Raw genomic sequence first — 15357 nt, 5'->3', positions numbered from 1 at the left:
AGGGAGCTTGCTCCCGCTGGGCTGCGAAGCGGCCCCAACACAGGCGACACCGATTTGCCTGATAAACCACAGTGCCTGGGTTGGGAGTGCTGCGCACTCCAGCGGGAGCAAGCTCCCTCGCCACAAAAGCTTAATCACTGATCCTCTCCAGCACGATCCGCCCACTGGAGCAGGCTGCCGCCTCATTGCGGTAGGCGAAGTACAGCTTGCTGCGTTCCCGGTCGAACCGCAGGTGCAGTTCGATCCGGTCATCCGGGCGCACCAGTTGCTGGAACTTGAGCACTTCCATCCCGGCAAATTGCCCCGGCAGGTTGAGCAGTTGCTGGCCCAGGGTCAGCGCCCAATCCACCTGCACCACGCCCGGCAGCACCGGTGTTTGCGGGAAGTGCCCACTGAAGTAGGCGAGGTCCGGCGGGACCGCCAGTTGCAGGGTCCATTCGCCGTTGGCTTCGACGCGCTCCAGCACTTGCGGCGCTGTCGGGCGGGGTGCCAGCAGCAGGGCTTCGACGTCGGCCTGGGGCAGCTTGCCTTGGCTGTTCAACGGCAATTGGCGCAACAGGCGCCAGCGGCGCGGCAGGGCCAGGGCTTCGCAGTGTTGGCCCAAATGTTCGCGCAGGGTTTGGGTGACGCTGCGCCGGCCCTGGTTGCGCAGGGCGTGCAGGCCGTCGCTGTTGAGCACCACGAGGGCGCCGAGGGAGGCACGGTTTTCCTGCACCACGCCCAGGCGCGTTTCGGCGACCCAGGCATGGTTCATCAGCGCTTGTTCGAGCATCGGCAGGGAGATGCGTTTTTCTTCCAGCTTGACGATGCGGTCCAGTCGGCCCAGTAATTCGAAGCGGCCGTCGGCGTGTATTTTTGCGGCGTCGGCGGTCTGTTCAATATGGCCGGCGGGCAGGTACGGCGAGGCAATGCGCAGCGCGCCGTCGGCGTCCTGGCTCAGGTGCACGTCGGCAAACGGCTGCCACGGTTGTGCGCCCTGGCGCCAGGCAATGCCGCCGGTTTCCGAGCTGCCGAGGATTTCTGTCGGCCATTGCTGCAAGCGTTGATGCAGGTTGCTGGCGGCTTCAAGGGGCAAGGCGCCGCCGGAGGAGAAAACCCGCTTGACCGGCATGAGCGCCGGCCAGTCGAGGTTGTCGCCCATGCGCTTGAGCAGCGCCGGGCTGGCCACCCAGGCGAACTGCGAATGCTCGCGGCTGGCGCGCTGCAAATCCTCGGGGAATGCCAACTGCCGGCGCACAAAGGTGCGCCCGGCGCACAGCGGCCACAGCACCCGGAACAGCAAGCCATAGATATGCTGGGTGGCCACGCTGCCGATGATGCAGGCCTGGCCCAGGTCGGCGCCCCACAGGGTTTCCAGCGCCTGGACTTCATTGGCCATCTGGCGCAGGGTTTTGTCGATGCGCTTGGGCTCGCCGCTGGAGCCGGAGGTGCACAGGCTCAGGCAGCAGGCGTCCAGGTCCAGGGCGGCGCCACTTAATGGCGCTTGATAGAGTGCGTCCAGGTCGCCGGCCTCGGTCAGCCAGGCGTCGACGGCGTCATTCCAGCGTTGGCGGGTCTGTGGTTGCAGGTCGGCGGGCAGCAACACGCTGACGCCGGCGCGCCACGCACCCAGCAGGGCGATTGCCAGCACACCGGCATCTTCCAGGTGCACCGCCAGGCGCTGGATGCCGAGGGCTTGCAACCCGGCGGCCAGGCTCAGGGATTTTTCCCGCAATTGCAGGTGATCCAGGGCAGGTTCGGTGGTGACCCAACGCTGACCTACAGGCTCAAGCAGCAAGTGCTCAAGATTCAACCAATTCATACGCGGCCTCGAACCCTTTGTCGTACCAGCCATTCCACGGCAAACAACAGCCCCATCAGCCCGTAGGCGATCATGCCGTTGTACAACGTCCACCAACTCAGCGGCGCCCACAGCGTGAGCGCGGCGGCGAGCAGGCCGTTACACAGGAAAAACACACTCCACACCACGGTGACCTGGCGGGTATACACAATCGCTTTTTGAGGCAGTTGCGGCTCGGTCATGCGCGCCAGGCGCTCGACCATCGGCGGCCCGTACTTCAGGCTCAGGCCGAACAGTGCCAGCATGAACGCACTGACCAGGCTGGGGTACCAGCGCAGCATTTGCGGGTTGTCGAACCAGGCGAGCAGCAGGCAAAAGACGATGATCGCCGCGGCCATCCAGCGTGCACCCGGGCGCCTGGCGCCGGTCAGCGCGCGCAATAGCCACAGGCTGCCCAGCAGCAGGCCGAACTGCCACGGGGCAAAATGCTCCGTGCCGTAATACACCGCAAACGGGTACAGCAACCCTGCCAGCAACAGGCCAAGGCCGATCAGCCGACTCATGCGGCCGGTTGAACCAGACGGTACACCGCCTCGACCACGTCGCTCACCGTACGCACGGCCTTGAACTCTTCGGCGGCGATTTTCTTGCCGGTCTGGCGCTTGATGTGGTCGATCAGGTCTACCGCATCAATGCTGTCGATTTCCAGGTCCTGGTACAGGTTGGCGTCGAGTGTGACGCGTTCAGGTTCCAGTTCAAACAGTTCCACCAGGGCGTTGCGCAAGGTGTTGAAAATATCGTCACGAGTTTGCATGGTACGGTCTCAAGCTGCCTGTCGGGCCGTGACGAACGCCGCAAGGCTGGCCACGTTGGTGAAGTGATTGCGGGTGTCCTTGGCGTCGGCATCGATCTTGATGCCGTACTTTTTCTGGATCGCCAGGCCCAATTCCAGGGCGTCGACTGAATCCAGGCCAAGGCCTTCGCCGAACAGGGTTTGCTCGTTGCCGATATCGCTCTCGCTGATGTCCTCCAGGCCCAGGGCCTCGATGATCAGGGTTTTTATGTCGTGCTCAAGGCGGTGTTGGTCGCTCATCTTCGGCGAGCTCCTTAATAAAATACTGGTGCAGGTAATCGTTGAGCTTGCGTGAAGCCTGGGGCGCGGGCCCTTGTGCGGCAAACGCCTGTGGTTCTATATCGGCACCCACGCGCAAACTGAAGTGAAACCTGCGATGGGGGATGCGATACCAGGGTTCGGCCTTGGTCAGGGTGGTGGGGCTGACCTTGATCACCACCGGCGTGATGATGCTCGCACCTCGCAGGGCAATGGCGGCGGCGCCGCGATGAAAGGTCGGTGCCTGCCCCGGCGAGGTGCGGGTGCCTTCCGGGAAAATGATCAGGGTCTGGCCGTCGCGCAGGGCGTCGGCGGCCGCGTCGAGCATGTCGGCGCTGCCGTCATTGCTGATGTAGCCGGCATCACGCACCGGCCCACGGGTGAACGGGTTTTGCCACAGGCTCTGCTTGACCACGCAGTTGGTCTGGCGCATCTGGGCGATCAGGAACACCACGTCTACCAGCGACGGGTGGTTGGCGATGATCATCTGGCCTGGGCGGCCGAGCCTTTCGGCGCCTTCGACGCTGTAGGTCAGGATGCCCAGGCGCATCATCATGCGGCTAAACAGCCAGAACAGGCAGCTGATGGTGTGGCGGGCCCGTCGCTGGTGCTGCCTGACGTCACCCGGCAGGCAACTGAGCAGCGGGAACACCAGCACGCGCAGGCACAGGCCGCCGAGGCCAAACAGGGCGAAGGCGGTGGCGGTGGCGAACAGGCGCCAGTAGTAGGCCTGCCGTGGCTTTTCGGTCAGGGCTTGCGTTGCCAGTTCCATACTCGGTTCTTCCAGGCATGTTGGCAGGCGCCCTGTTCGTTCAGCAGGGTGCGCAGCAGGTTCAGGGCGTGGGGCCACTGGGCTTTGGTGGTGGGTTGGACAGCGGTCGTATTCAGTTCCAGCTGCCACTCGTCGCCCGGGGTCAGCAGCAGGCCGAGGGCGTAGGGGAAGGGCACGTCATCGATCCAGCGCGCATAGGCTTCAGGCGGCTGCTCCTCGGTAATGATCAGCAACACAGCCGGCGCGCCTTCATTGAGCAGGGCGGCGGCTTCGAGCATGCCGTGCTCCAGGCCGTCGCCGGCGGCGGCGAGGGCGGTCATTTCGCTGGTTTCATTGCGCAGGATCGACCACAGGCCGATCACCGCGTTGTGCACCGACAGGCTGAACTGGGTTGGCGACAGGGGCTCATCGTTGGCCAGGTCGCTGAGAATGTCGAGGGTGCGCGGGGTTTCGCCGTGACGGGAAACAAACACCAGTGGCAGTTGCTGCAGGCCTTCAGCCAGCGGCCAGCCCACGCTGAAGGCCATGCGCGCCAGGCGGCTCAGGCGGCGGCGCTGCATGGCGGGCAGGAATGACACATCAGGGGCGGCGTCGCTGCTGGCGAGCAGCGTTGGCTGCCGGCACCAGGCGCGCCAGTCGTCCGCGCTTTCGAGCCCGGGGGCCCAGGCTCGCCATTGGGCGATGTTGAAATTGATCACTGAGAAGTTATCCCGCCCCTGCGGGCTTCCTTGTGCGGCCATTGGCCCCGGATACCGGGACAGGGTGCAAATGCCGAATGGCGCGCATTATCCCGGTGCTGCGGGGTTCTAGCAAACTTTGGTAAAGAATTATTCACGGCTGATTACAAAATCGAAGGAAAGAATTACAGATTGTCCGTCGCGGAGGTGGGGCACCGGGTGTCAGGTATTTCCTGATTTATCGGACCGACAGGAAATTCTTGTGCGAGATAGAGCCTCTGATGCTGTAGTACAGAAGCGAACGAGGTAGCGAACCGGCGCTTTTGCCCTCTACACTCGGTCATTCATTGATACACGGAGGTTTTTCCATGCGGCGCGTGGTGTTCAACCAAAAAGGCGGTGTTGGCAAGTCCAGCATTGCCTGCAACCTGGCGGCGGTCAGCGCCAGTGAAGGCTATCGAACCCTGTTGGTGGACCTTGATGCCCAAGCCAACTCAACCCAGTACCTCACCGGGCTGACCGGCGACGATATCCCGATGGGGATCGCCGATTTTTTCAAGCAAACCCTGTCTTCCGGGCCGTTTTCGAAGAAAAACCAGGTGGATATCTACGAAACCCCGTTCGACAACCTGCATGTCATCACCGCGACGGCGGAACTGGCCGACTTGCAGCCCAAGCTTGAGGCCAAGCACAAGATCAACAAGCTGCGAAAGCTGCTGGATGAATTGAGCGAGGACTACGACCGGATTTACCTGGATACGCCGCCGGCGTTGAATTTTTATGCGGTTTCAGCGCTGATTGCCGCTGATCGCGTGTTGATCCCCTTCGATTGCGACAGTTTCTCCCGCCAAGCGCTTTACGGCCTGCTGGCAGAGATTGAAGAATTGAAGGAAGACCACAACGAAGGGCTGGAAGTGGAAGGCATCGTGGTCAACCAGTTCCAGGCCCGGGCGAGCCTGCCGCAGCAGATGCTGGATGAACTGATTGCCGAAGGCTTGCCGGTGCTGCCGGTGTACCTGACCAGTTCGGTGCGCATGCGTGAATCACACCAGGCGAACATGCCGCTGATCCACCTGGACCCACGGCACAAGCTGACGCAACAGTTTGTGGAGTTGCATAACCTGCTGGAAAACGCGTGATAACAACCTGAGCGCAGGATGGGCGTAGCAGTTGTCGAGCTTTGGCGAGGCTACGTTGGCCACGCCGCCGACTTCGGCTTGGCTCCAAATCGAGGTGCCCCCGACGCAGCCTCGCCAAGGCTCGACAGCTGCTACGAAGGGGGCGGTAAGTCCCGTTACCTCAAACGCCCTGACTGCGCAGCCAGCTCATCAACTGCGGCAACGGAAACGCTCCGCTCTGACGCGCCACTTCCCGGCCATTCTGCCGAAGGCTTGCCGGTGCTGCCGGTGTACCTGACCAGTTCGGTGCGCATGCGTGAATCGCACCAGGCGAACATGCCGCTGATCCACCTGGACCCACGGCACAAGCTGACGCAACAGTTTGTGGAGTTGCATAACCTGCTGGAAAACGCGTGATAACAACCTGAGCGCAGGATGGGCGTAGCAGTTGTCGAGCTTTGGCGAGGCTACGTTGGCCACGCCGCCGACTTCGGCTTGGCTCCAAATCGAGGTGCCCCCGACGCAGCCTCGCCAAGGCTCGACAGCTGCTACGAAGGGGGCGGTAAGTCCCGTTACCTCAAACGCCCTGACTGCGCAGCCAGCTCATCAACTGCGGCAACGGAAACGCTCCGCTCTGACGCGCCACTTCCCGGCCATTCTGCCGAAGGCTTGCCGGTGCTGGCGGTGTACCTGGCCAGTTCGGTGCGCATGCGTGAATCACACCAGGCGAACATGCCGCTGATCCACCTGGACCCACGGCACAAGCTGACACAGCAGTTTGTGGAGTTGCATAACCTGTTGGAAAACGCGTGATAACAACCTGAGCGCAGGATGGGCGTAGCAGTTGTCGAGCTTTGGCGAGGCTACGTTGGCCACGCCGCCGACTTCGGCTTGGCTCCAAATCGAGGTGCCCCCGACGCAGCCTCGCCAAGGCTCGACAGCTGCTACGAAGGGGGCGGTAAGTCCCGTTACCTCAAACGCCCTGACTGCGCAGCCAGCTCATCAACTGCGGCAACGGAAACGCTCCGCTCTGACGCGCCACTTCCCGGCCATTCTTGAACAGGATCAGGCTGGGAATCGAGCGAATCCCCAACTGAGCGGATAACTGCTGATTGGCCTCGCTATCGAGCTTGGCCAATCGGCATTTCCCGGCTAACTGCCCGGCGGCTTGCTCAAACACCGGCGCAAACGACTTGCACGGCCCGCACCATTCGGCCCACACATCCACCAGCAACGGCAGGTCGCCCTTGATCTGGCTGGCGTAGTCGCCCTGTTTCAGCTCAAAGGATTTGCTTAACAGCACCGGTTGTTTGCAGCGCCCGCATTTCGGCGCATCACCCAGGCGTTCGTTGGGGATACGGTTAAGACCGTTGCAGTGGGGGCAGGGGATTACGAGAGAGTCGGACATGGTGGGCTCCGTGAAAGTGGCCAATGGGTTCTATTTGGAGACCCCGTTGGGGTTTATCAAGGAACAACACAAGCCATCAGCGTGCAATCTTCTTTCGTGCCAGCTGGCAGGCAAACACGTTGCCCACAGCACAACCCGCAATCATCAGCATCAGAGTGAAAAGCAGTGGCGCATCCCACTGAGACCCAAGCCAAGTTAAAAACCCCGCCCCGGCCACGGTGATGCATCCGAAAACTGCAGAAGCCTTGGCTTGGTGACGAGCGTCGATATCCAATGCCCAGCCGGTCGCAAGGGGCAACAAAATGCAGAAGGCAATACTGGTTGCTGCTGCAGCTGCCAAGTAAAGGTAGATATTGACATGCAGCCATGCCGCTACCATCAAGAGCGCGGCAAGGCACTGAGAGACCGATCCAGCATTCAGGCGTTGGGCGTCACTGAATCGCGTGACGGCTTTCCCTGAAAAGAAAAAACCTGCCGCTACGAGCGCCGCCCAGCCTGAAAGGATCATGCCTGCTGCTTGTGGTGAGAGATGAAAAACTCCCTGCAGGGCAAACGCCTTGCTGAGGTTCAACTGTGTAAAGGCGCTCTGTATCAGGAGTGCAAGGAGTAAGCCACAGATGAACTTCGGCTGTTTCCACAGTAAAGATTGGGTTTCAGTTGCAGCCTGTTGGCCTTGGTCGGTTGCCTTACCGTGATGAGTGGCCAGAAGTCCCAGGCAGATTATAAAAAGCAGGCAACCGAGTACGCCAAAAACCCATCTCCATCCCCAAAACGAGGCTGCCGCCAGCACAGTCGGCGGGCTTAGTACCGTAAGGACGCTAATCGCACTCAAGAGATAAGCTGTTGCGCTTTGGAAGGTTGTTTGCCCAAGTCGTTGACGTAGCCAAAGGCGTGAAGAGGCTGCTGCCACCGCGTTGGCGATGAACATGAAAGTAAAGATGATCGATAATGTGAGAACGGTCGTTGATAACGCCACTGCGACACATAGCAGCGCGATCAGCACCGATGCACCGGCTAGGCTGACGCTGGTTCCCAGTCGGTTGACCAGCGGCGTTGAAAACAACTGGCTGAATGCGAAAGCCATCAGGCACAAGCCGAGCATGCCTTGAAAGAATGCCGGAGAAACACTCAAGTCCTGAGCGATTAACGGAGAAAGAGGAACAAGAGCATCGAAAACAACCGCACTGACCAGCGTCCTGGCCACCACGACCCTAAAACCTGGGGTCACGGCCTGATGGTCCAGCTCCTCTGTACCACTGCTTACGTATTCACTGCGCGCAGAGTGGCGACAGGTTCATTCGCCTCGGCCCTGGCTTGGCTCCCTTTGAGCCACAGCGCTATTACTTCCTTGTGCTGTGGATATCGCTCAATCAAAAACAGCTCAAGTGGCTTCCATGCCCGCTTTTCCAGCCAGGCATTGACTTGGGAAAGGTCTTTGTGAGGAAAGGACAAGTCCATGTGTAGACGGACAGCGGAATATTTCTCGGGTGTAGCGTGATCGCACACCGACTCCAGGTTTGGAACATCGACGCCCATGACGCACCTCCATTCATATCTGCTTAGGTTTGTTGCGTGATTGCAACAGGCCAACACTAGGCCGAAGAGATGTTTAATGATGTCAGGCGCGTCCGGTATTTATTTCTTGATATGTCGCTCGGGTTTAGCTCCTACGACGAACAACTAATCTCCAAATGCTTCCCCCAATCCGGCGGCCGCTGGGCGTATTGCTCCATCCCCGGCTGCTCTTCAAACGGCTTGGTCAGCACTTCATGCAGCCTGCGCACTTCGCTGTAATCCCCAAGCTCCGCCGCCTGGATGGCGTTCTGCGCCAGGTAGTTGCGCAGGATATAAAGCGGGTTCACCGCATGCATCCGCTCACGTCGCTGTTCTTCTGTGCCGCCGGCGTCGCGCTCCACGCGCGCCTTGTACAGCTCGGCCCACTCATCAAACCCCTTGAGGTCGACAAAGTCGTCGCGCAACCGCGCAACGGTCAATGCGGCGGATTCATCTCCCAGCCGGCGGAAGAACAGGGTGTAGTCGACGCCGCTGTTCTGCATCAGTTGCAGCAGGCGTTCTACCAGTTTCTGGTCGTCATCTTCGGCGGTGGTGAGTCCCAATCGGCGGCGCATCAGGTCCAGGTAATGGGCCTGGAACAACGGCAGATACAGCCCCAGGGTTTCCCGTAGCGCTTCAACACTGATAAACGGCGTCAACGCCTGGGCCAGCGCGCTCAGGTTCCACTGCCCGATCGGCACCTGGTTGCTGAAGGAATAACGCCCTTCATGATCCGAATGGTTGCAGATGAACTGCGCGTCAAAATCGTCCAGGAACGCAAACGGCCCAAAGTCGAAGGTAATGCCGAGGATCGACATGTTGTCGGTGTTCATCACCCCATGACAGAACCCATAGGCCTGCCACTTGGCGATCAGCTCGGCATTGCGCTCGACGATTTCACGGAACATCGCCAGGTACGGCTCGGGCTGTTCCATGCACTGCGGAAAGTGCAGCGATAACACGTGCTTCGCCAGCTCCTTCTGCAATTCAGGCTTCTTGGTGTAGTAGAAATATTCGAAATGCCCAAAGCGCACGTGGCTGTGGGCCAGGCGCAGCACCATGGCGGCGCGCTCCTGTTTCTCGCGCCACACCGGTGTGGTGGAGCCGATGACACACAGTGCGCGGCTGCTCGGAATGCCCAGTGCATGCAACGCTTCGGAGGCCAGAAACTCCCGGATCGAGGAGCGCAGCACCGCCCGCCCATCGCCCATGCGCGAATACGGCGTTTGCCCGGCGCCCTTGAGGTGCAGGTCCCAGTGTTCGCCCGCTTCGTTATAAACCTCGCCCAGCAACAAACCGCGCCCATCACCCAGTTGCGGGTTGTAGGAGCCAAATTGATGCCCGGAATAGATCATCGCCCGCGGCTCGGCCTCGGCCCACAGCTTGTGCCCGCCGAACAACTCGGCAAATACCGGCGTTTCGGCCACGGCAGGGTCGAGGTCCAGCAGCGCCATGGCCGCCTCGCTCGCCACCACCAAGCGCGGTTCGTCGATGGGTTCGGGCAGCACATGGGTTGAGAAGCCGTCGCCCAGGCGGGCGAAGCGGTTGTCGAAGGTCAGTTCGTCGAGGGCTTTCAACGGGCCATCTCCAGCAGAATGTCCGACCATTCTGCTGGGGATAGCGCGTTTAGTCGAGTTTGGCGGGCGGCGGTTCGGGCAGGTCCTGGTCCTGGGCGGGCGGCAGGAGGGTTCTGTTTTCTTCTTCCACCGGCACCAGCTTGTATTCCTGGCCATGCAGGTTTTTCAGGTAAACCTCCATCTGCCGGAACGAGATGTTGATGTGGTGGTTCTTGAACTCGCGGTTGATGAAGCGGTTGACCTCATCGATTACTGGGTTGCGGTCGCCAAGATCCCGCACATGCATGCGCAGTTCGTGGTCGAGGGTGCTTTCCCCAAAGTTGAGGAAGTACACGTGGGGCGCCGGGTCCTTCAGCACGCGCGGGTTTTCGGCGGCGGCCTTGAGCAACAACTCCTTCACCAGGTCCAGGTCCGAGCCGTAGTCCACGCCCAGTTTCAGGGTGACCCGGGTGATGGTGTCGGTCAGCGACCAGTTGATCAGTTGCCCGGTGATGAACGTCTTGTTCGGGACAATGATGTCTTTGCGGTCGAAGTCGGTGATGGTGGTGGCGCGGATGCGGATCTTGCTCACCGTGCCCGACAGATTGCCGATGGTGATGGTGTCGCCGATCCGTACCGGGCGTTCGAACAGGATCATGATGCCCGAGATGAAGTTGGCGAAGATCTCCTGCATCCCGAAGCCCAAGCCCACCGACAGCGCGGCCACCAGCCATTGCAACTTGTCCCAGCTCACGCCGAGGGTCGATAAGGTGGAGACAAATCCGACGCCGGCAATCACGTAGGACAGCAGCGTGGTGGTGGCGTAGGCACTGCCCTGGGCCAGGTCGAGCTTGGACAGTACCAACACTTCCAGCAGGCCGGGCAGGTTGCGCGCCAGGGCGAAGGTGATGCCGATGATGATCAGGGCGCCGAGCAAGTCGCCGATGCTGATGGGCACCATGCTGATATTGGCGCCGGTGCCGCTGGTGTATTCGTAGAGGGTCACGTTGTCCAGGTAGGAAAATACCGAGATCAGGTCGGACCACACCCAGTACAGCGCAGCGATAAAGCCGCCGAGCAAAGCCAGGCGAATCAGGCGCATCGACTGTTCGTTGACCTGTTCGATGTCCAGGGTCGGCTCTTCTATCACCGCTTCACCATCACCCGCTTCCTTGGCGGCCTGGCGTTTGGCCAGGGCTCGCGCATAGGCCAGGCGCCGCGCGGCAACGCCCAGGCCACGCACGAAGGTGGCCTCGATCACCAGCCAGAACATCAGCAGGTACAGGGTGTTGATCAACCGGTCGCTGAGTTTGAGGGCGGTGTAGTAGTAGCCAAAGCACACGGCAATAAACAGCGCTACCGGCAGCGCGGTAAATACCAGGCCAACCGCTTTGCGAAACAGCGAGGCTTTTTCGTGGGTCGGGCTGTTGAGCAGCAGGCGACTGAGCAACCAAGCCATCAAGGCGTAGCAGGTCAGTACCACGCCGATGCCCAGTACATCGTCTGCCAGCGCCGCCGGTTGATGCTCGGCGATGGCCACCACGGCCACCAACGCCAGCACCACCAGCCCGAGCTTGCGCACCCAGCCCTGGAGGAATTCGACCTGGGGTTTTTCCCAGCGAAAGTGCAGCTCTGCCACGCCGCCGGGCGCGAGGATCCGATAGGCGGTGTAGAACACCAGCCATGCCTGGGCGATCTGCAACAAAGCTGCGCCGAGGTTGGCGTTTTGCCCGCGCGCATCGATTTGCAAGGCATAGCCACACAGCGCCAGGCCCAGCGCCACCGGCATCGCCAGCGCGATGTTTACCAGGATCGCCACCGGCGTGTGCCACTGGCTGTCGCGCTTGAAGTGGCCGATGTCCATGTGGATTTTTTTCAGCCGCGCATACAGGTAGCTGCGACGCCACAGCAGTGCGCCGATCAACAACAGCAGGGGCAGGAACAGCAGCGGGCGCTGGGTCAGGCCGTCATACAGCTCGCTGACGCTGGAGGCCCACGGCAGGGTAGTCACCTGTTTGCTCAGGTGCGCCGGGACGGTTTCCAGCCATTCGGTGTCCAGCGGCTTGTTGCTGGGAATCCAGAACATCTGCTCGTCCAGGGTCGCCCGCAAGGTGGTGGCAGTGCTCAACAGTTGTTTCTGGTTCAGTTGCAGGGTGATGGATTCGTTGAGCAGTGCGCTCAGTTCCCGGCTCAGGCGCTCCAGCAGGTCGCTGCGGGTGATTGCCAGTTCCAGCAGGGTACGCCGCAGTTGTGGCGTGACCTGGTCGGCCGGCTGGGTGGCCAGCAGGCTGTCGACATAAGTACTCGGGGTGCTGATCAGTTCGCGCTGTTGATTGACCTCGAACTGGTACAGGCGAATGTTGGCGATGTCGTCTGCCAGGTCGCGGTCTACAGTCAGGCGCGGCAAGGCCTGCTTCTGTTTGTAGAGGATTTTGGACAGTAACAGGCTGCCCTTGAGCACGTTGATTTGTTCATCCAGCGCCGAGTCACTTTGGGTAACGCTGTCGAGTTGCTGCTTGGTCTGCAGGTTTTTCTGGGTCAGTTCGTTGAGTCGGTCGGTGCTTTTGAGCAGGTAGTCGGACAGTTTCAGGTTGGCCGCGCTTTCCGTGGCGAGCAGGCTGCTGCCACCGGCTTTTTGGGCTTCGATGGATTGCTGGGTCACGGTTTCCTGGGACTGGGCCAGGCGCTTCTGGTTGATCAGGGTTTGCAGGTCCTGGATTTCCTGCTCCAGGCGGGCGGTTTTTTCCAGCACCAGGTCGTGCTGGCTGTTGCCCAGGTCTTGCAACTGGCTGTTGCCGGCCAGTTCCTGGCGGCGCAGCGGAATCAAGGCGTTGAGGGCGGCCAACTCGGCGTTCAGCTGGTTGCGTTGGTCGCCGCTGAGGGTCTTGCCATTGTCTTTGCCGGCTTTGAGGATCGAGTTGATTTGCTGGATGCGCGTCTGGCTGCTGCTGATTTCGGTCTGGGCGCGCTCGGGGCGGGTCTGGGCGGCGATGGTCAGGCTGTTGGCGTCGGCCAGGTCCTTTTGCAGGTCGCCTTGCTGGGTAGTGCGCTGCACCAGCAGTTGTTCAAGTTGCGGCACCGGCAAGGTGGCGTAGCGTTGGGCCACCGGAATCACCTTGGTGGCCTTGAGCCGGGTCAGTTCGCGCTGGTTGTCGACGGTCTGGCGCGGCGCGTCTTCCAATTGGCGCTTGAGGTCGACCAGGCGCTGTTGATAGTCCTGCTGGTTGCCCAGGTAGGTGAGGGTCTGCTGCAGGATGGTTTGCAGCGCCTTCATGTCGGCGTCGGGCAGCTTGCGGTCTGGCAGCTTGTCCAGGGTTTGCTGGACGGAGTCGATGCTGGGCGGGTCGGCCGCGTGTACGGTGCCGACGCAGAGGGTCAGGCCCAGCAGGGCAGTGGCTAAAAAGGTGCGCAGGATTGTCATAGAGACCGGTCAAGCAAGATGGAGAAGGGGGGCAATGCCCCCGCAGTTTAGAGGAAGAGTCCGGGGCCCGGGCGACTTCCTTCGGGGAATCTGACGCCGACTTTGCCGATCTTGTTCCCGTCCATGACCGCGACGGTCCAGATGGTGTTGTTCCACTCCACCTGGTCGCCGACCACTGGCGCACCGCCAACTTTCTGGGTGATGAAGCGGCTCAGTGGCATGTCCGGGTCGATGCCTTCGAGCTTGAGCCCGTACAGCGCCGACACCGCACCCAGCTGGGCGTCGCCTTCCAGTACGAAGTCGCCGAAGAAGCGCAGGTCGAGGCCGCGTTGTGGTGCCTGGCTGAACAGTTTGCCGAGGGCCGGCAGGTTGTGTTCATGGCCGATCACGCAGAGCAGATCGTCGACCTCCAGCACCGTACTACCCGACGGATGGAGCAGTTGCTGGCCACGAAACAGCGCGGCGATCCGCGTGCCTTCGGGCATTTTCAGCTCGCGCAGGGCGGCGCCGATGCACCATTTTTCGGCACCCAGGCGGTACACGAACAGCTCCCACTCGCTGGTGACGTGCACTTCCAGGGCCGCCCGGGAAATCGGCGCAGGCTCTGGCGGTACCGTCACTTTCAACAGTTTGGCGACCCACGGCAGGCTCGTGCCCTGCACCAGCAACGACACCAGCACGATAAAAAACGCCAGGTTGAAGTAAAGCTGCGCGTGGGGCAGGCCAGCCATCAGCGGGAACACCGCCAGAATGATCGGCACCGCGCCGCGCAGGCCGACCCAGGCGATAAAGGCTTTCTCTCGGCCGTGGAAGGCCTTGAACGGCAGCAGGCCGACCATTACCGACAGCGGCCGTGCGAACAAAATCATCCACAGCGCCAGGCCCAGGGCCGGCAGTGCGATGGGCAGCAGGTCATGGGGCGTGACCAGCAGGCCCAGCACCAGGAACATGCCGATCTGCGCGAGCCAGGCCATGCCGTCGAGCATATGCAAGATGCCATGCCGGCTGCGCACCGGGCGGTTGCCGATCACCAGGCCGCACAGGTACACCGCGAGGAAGCCGCTGCCGTGCAGGGCGTTGGTCAGGGCAAACACGAACAGGCCGCCGGAAATCACCAGGATCGGGTACAGGCCGTTGGCCAGGTTGATGCGGTTGACCATCTGCAGCATCAACCAGCCGCCGCCCAGGCCGATGATGCCGCCGATGCCGAACTCGCGGACCAAGTGGCCCAGCAGGTTCCAGTGCAGGCCGGTCTGGCCGCTGGCGAGCATGTCGATCAGGGTGACGGTGAGGAACACCGCCATCGGGTCATTGCTGCCGGATTCTATTTCCAGGCTGGCGGTGACCCGTTCGTTCAGGCCCTTGCCGCCCAGCAGCGAGAACACCGCCGCAGCGTCCGTGGAGCCGACGATGGCGCCGATCAGCAGGCCTTGAATGATGTTGAGGTTGAACAGCCAGGCGGCTGCCATGCCGGTGAGGCCGGTGGTGATCAGTACCCCGACCGTCGCCAGAGACAACGCGGGCCAGAGCGCCACGCGGAAACTGGCCACCCGCGTTCGCAAGCCGCCATCAAGCAGGATCACGGCCAGGGCGAGGTTGCCCACGAGGTAGGCGGTAGGGTAGTTATCAAAGATGATGCCGCCGCCGTCGACGCCGGCGATCATGCCCACGGCCAGGATGATCACCAGGATCGGAATCCCCAGGCGGGACGAAAGAGAACTTACCAGAATGCTCGCACCTACCAGCAACGCGCCGATCAAGAACAGGCTGTTGATGGTCGTCGCATTCAAAGGCAGTACTCCATGAGTAGGTAAGGCGAGGCGCAAACTGACCATGCAGTCTGCGTGCCAGCGATTCTAACCTGTTGAATTGCTGTGCTGTCAAAAAAGGTGTTGGGGATGTACACAGGTCAAATGTGGGCGCTGGCTTGCCTGCGATTGCGGTGTGTCAGTCACTGGAG

Annotated in this window: 13 protein-coding genes and 4 pseudogenes; 3 read left to right on the top strand and 14 right to left on the bottom strand. The window is 61.3% G+C overall.

Going from position 1 to position 15357, the window contains the following annotated elements; genetic code table 11:
- Positions 1-130 precede the first annotated feature (130 nt).
- Genes ACZRN6_RS07120 through ACZRN6_RS07095 form a run of 6 tightly spaced genes read right to left on the bottom strand, consistent with a single transcriptional unit; the run spans position 131 to position 4361 of the window.
- Complete coding sequence (locus ACZRN6_RS07120) at positions 131-1801, bottom strand: ApeI family dehydratase (protein WP_322142920.1); 1671 nt, start codon at positions 1799-1801, stop codon at positions 131-133.
- Entirely contained in the window at positions 1798-2343 is a 546-nt protein-coding gene (locus ACZRN6_RS07115) for a COG4648 family protein (RefSeq protein WP_322142921.1), read from the bottom strand. The genes ACZRN6_RS07120 and ACZRN6_RS07115 overlap by 4 nt, the downstream gene beginning before the upstream one ends.
- Positions 2340-2594 carry an acyl carrier protein gene (locus ACZRN6_RS07110; RefSeq protein WP_322142922.1) on the bottom strand — a complete coding sequence of 85 codons (255 nt, stop codon included), beginning with the start codon at positions 2592-2594 and terminating at the stop codon, positions 2340-2342. Before ACZRN6_RS07110 ends, ACZRN6_RS07115 begins: the two co-directional genes overlap by 4 nt.
- Before the next feature lie 9 nt (positions 2595-2603).
- Positions 2604-2873 carry a phosphopantetheine-binding protein gene (locus tag ACZRN6_RS07105; RefSeq protein WP_008439197.1) on the bottom strand — a complete coding sequence of 90 codons (270 nt, stop codon included), beginning with the start codon at positions 2871-2873 and terminating at the stop codon, positions 2604-2606.
- Positions 2851-3663 (bottom strand): lysophospholipid acyltransferase family protein, encoded by an 813-nt coding sequence (locus ACZRN6_RS07100; protein ID WP_322142923.1) that lies wholly within the window; start codon positions 3661-3663, stop codon positions 2851-2853. Before ACZRN6_RS07100 ends, ACZRN6_RS07105 begins: the two co-directional genes overlap by 23 nt.
- Positions 3639-4361, bottom strand: coding sequence for a beta-ketoacyl synthase chain length factor (locus ACZRN6_RS07095; RefSeq protein WP_322142924.1), 723 nt, complete (start codon positions 4359-4361; stop codon positions 3639-3641). The genes ACZRN6_RS07100 and ACZRN6_RS07095 overlap by 25 nt, the downstream gene beginning before the upstream one ends.
- Positions 4362-4708: 347 nt before the next feature.
- Between ACZRN6_RS07095 and ACZRN6_RS07090 the strand changes: the two genes are divergently transcribed.
- Positions 4709-5479, top strand: coding sequence for a ParA family protein (locus tag ACZRN6_RS07090; protein ID WP_003209397.1), 771 nt, complete (start codon positions 4709-4711; stop codon positions 5477-5479).
- A 160-nt stretch (positions 5480-5639) separates the two neighbouring features.
- Here ACZRN6_RS07090 and ACZRN6_RS07085 read toward each other — a convergent pair.
- Positions 5640-5729 (bottom strand): annotated as a pseudogene (locus ACZRN6_RS07085) (thioredoxin TrxC); the annotation flags it as partial.
- On the opposite strand from ACZRN6_RS07085, the pseudogene ACZRN6_RS07080 reads away from it, so the two are divergent.
- A pseudogene (locus ACZRN6_RS07080) lies at positions 5723-5875 on the top strand (ParA family protein); the annotation flags it as partial. The pseudogenes ACZRN6_RS07085 and ACZRN6_RS07080 sit on opposite strands and share 7 nt — an antisense overlap.
- Before the next feature lie 160 nt (positions 5876-6035).
- On the opposite strand, the pseudogene ACZRN6_RS07075 reads toward ACZRN6_RS07080, so the two are convergent.
- Positions 6036-6125, bottom strand: a pseudogene (locus ACZRN6_RS07075) (thioredoxin TrxC); the annotation flags it as partial.
- Between ACZRN6_RS07075 and ACZRN6_RS07070 the strand changes: the two are divergent.
- A pseudogene (locus ACZRN6_RS07070) lies at positions 6119-6271 on the top strand (ParA family protein); the annotation flags it as partial. The pseudogenes ACZRN6_RS07075 and ACZRN6_RS07070 overlap by 7 nt on opposite strands.
- Before the next feature lie 160 nt (positions 6272-6431).
- Here ACZRN6_RS07070 and trxC read toward each other — a convergent pair.
- The 6 genes from trxC to ACZRN6_RS07040 form a co-directional block, all read right to left on the bottom strand.
- Complete coding sequence (gene trxC, locus ACZRN6_RS07065) at positions 6432-6866, bottom strand: thioredoxin TrxC (protein WP_177071102.1); 435 nt, start codon at positions 6864-6866, stop codon at positions 6432-6434.
- A 76-nt stretch (positions 6867-6942) separates the two neighbouring features.
- A complete protein-coding gene (locus tag ACZRN6_RS07060; RefSeq protein ID WP_464007563.1) occupies positions 6943-8094 on the bottom strand; it encodes an MFS transporter in 1152 nt (383 codons plus the stop codon).
- 32 nt (positions 8095-8126) lie between these two features.
- On the bottom strand, positions 8127-8402 hold the full coding sequence (locus tag ACZRN6_RS07055; protein WP_464007562.1) for a hypothetical protein: 276 nt from the start codon (positions 8400-8402) through the stop codon (positions 8127-8129).
- A 131-nt stretch (positions 8403-8533) separates the two neighbouring features.
- Positions 8534-9997: a protein adenylyltransferase SelO gene (gene selO, locus ACZRN6_RS07050; RefSeq protein WP_464007561.1), complete on the bottom strand. Its 1464-nt coding sequence runs from the start codon at positions 9995-9997 to the stop codon at positions 8534-8536.
- A gap of 49 nt (positions 9998-10046) precedes the next feature.
- Positions 10047-13397 carry a mechanosensitive channel MscK gene (gene mscK, locus ACZRN6_RS07045; protein WP_322142928.1) on the bottom strand — a complete coding sequence of 1117 codons (3351 nt, stop codon included), beginning with the start codon at positions 13395-13397 and terminating at the stop codon, positions 10047-10049.
- A gap of 47 nt (positions 13398-13444) precedes the next feature.
- On the bottom strand, positions 13445-15187 hold the full coding sequence (locus ACZRN6_RS07040) for a potassium/proton antiporter (RefSeq protein ID WP_464007560.1): 1743 nt from the start codon (positions 15185-15187) through the stop codon (positions 13445-13447).
- Between the last annotated feature and the right edge of the window lie 170 nt (positions 15188-15357).

This window comes from Pseudomonas sp. A125, assembly GCF_055409485.1.
The sequence above is the reverse complement of the archived record's forward strand: the minus strand, read 5'-3'. Positions and strand labels throughout refer to the sequence as shown.

What these genes read in the sequence shown, in the direction of transcription:
- ACZRN6_RS07120 (WP_322142920.1), bottom strand. Translation starts at nt 1,801, where the DNA reads ATGAATTGGTTGAATCTTGAGCACTTGCTGCTTGAGCCTGTAGGTCAG.
- ACZRN6_RS07115 (WP_322142921.1), bottom strand. Translation starts at nt 2,343, where the DNA reads ATGAGTCGGCTGATCGGCCTTGGCCTGTTGCTGGCAGGGTTGCTGTAC.
- ACZRN6_RS07110 (WP_322142922.1), bottom strand. Translation starts at nt 2,594, where the DNA reads ATGCAAACTCGTGACGATATTTTCAACACCTTGCGCAACGCCCTGGTG.
- ACZRN6_RS07105 (WP_008439197.1), bottom strand. Translation starts at nt 2,873, where the DNA reads ATGAGCGACCAACACCGCCTTGAGCACGACATAAAAACCCTGATCATC.
- ACZRN6_RS07100 (WP_322142923.1), bottom strand. Translation starts at nt 3,663, where the DNA reads ATGGAACTGGCAACGCAAGCCCTGACCGAAAAGCCACGGCAGGCCTAC.
- ACZRN6_RS07090 (WP_003209397.1), top strand. Translation starts at nt 4,709, where the DNA reads ATGCGGCGCGTGGTGTTCAACCAAAAAGGCGGTGTTGGCAAGTCCAGC.
- trxC (WP_177071102.1), bottom strand. Translation starts at nt 6,866, where the DNA reads ATGTCCGACTCTCTCGTAATCCCCTGCCCCCACTGCAACGGTCTTAAC.
- ACZRN6_RS07055 (WP_464007562.1), bottom strand. Translation starts at nt 8,402, where the DNA reads ATGGGCGTCGATGTTCCAAACCTGGAGTCGGTGTGCGATCACGCTACA.
- mscK (WP_322142928.1), bottom strand. Translation starts at nt 13,397, where the DNA reads ATGACAATCCTGCGCACCTTTTTAGCCACTGCCCTGCTGGGCCTGACC.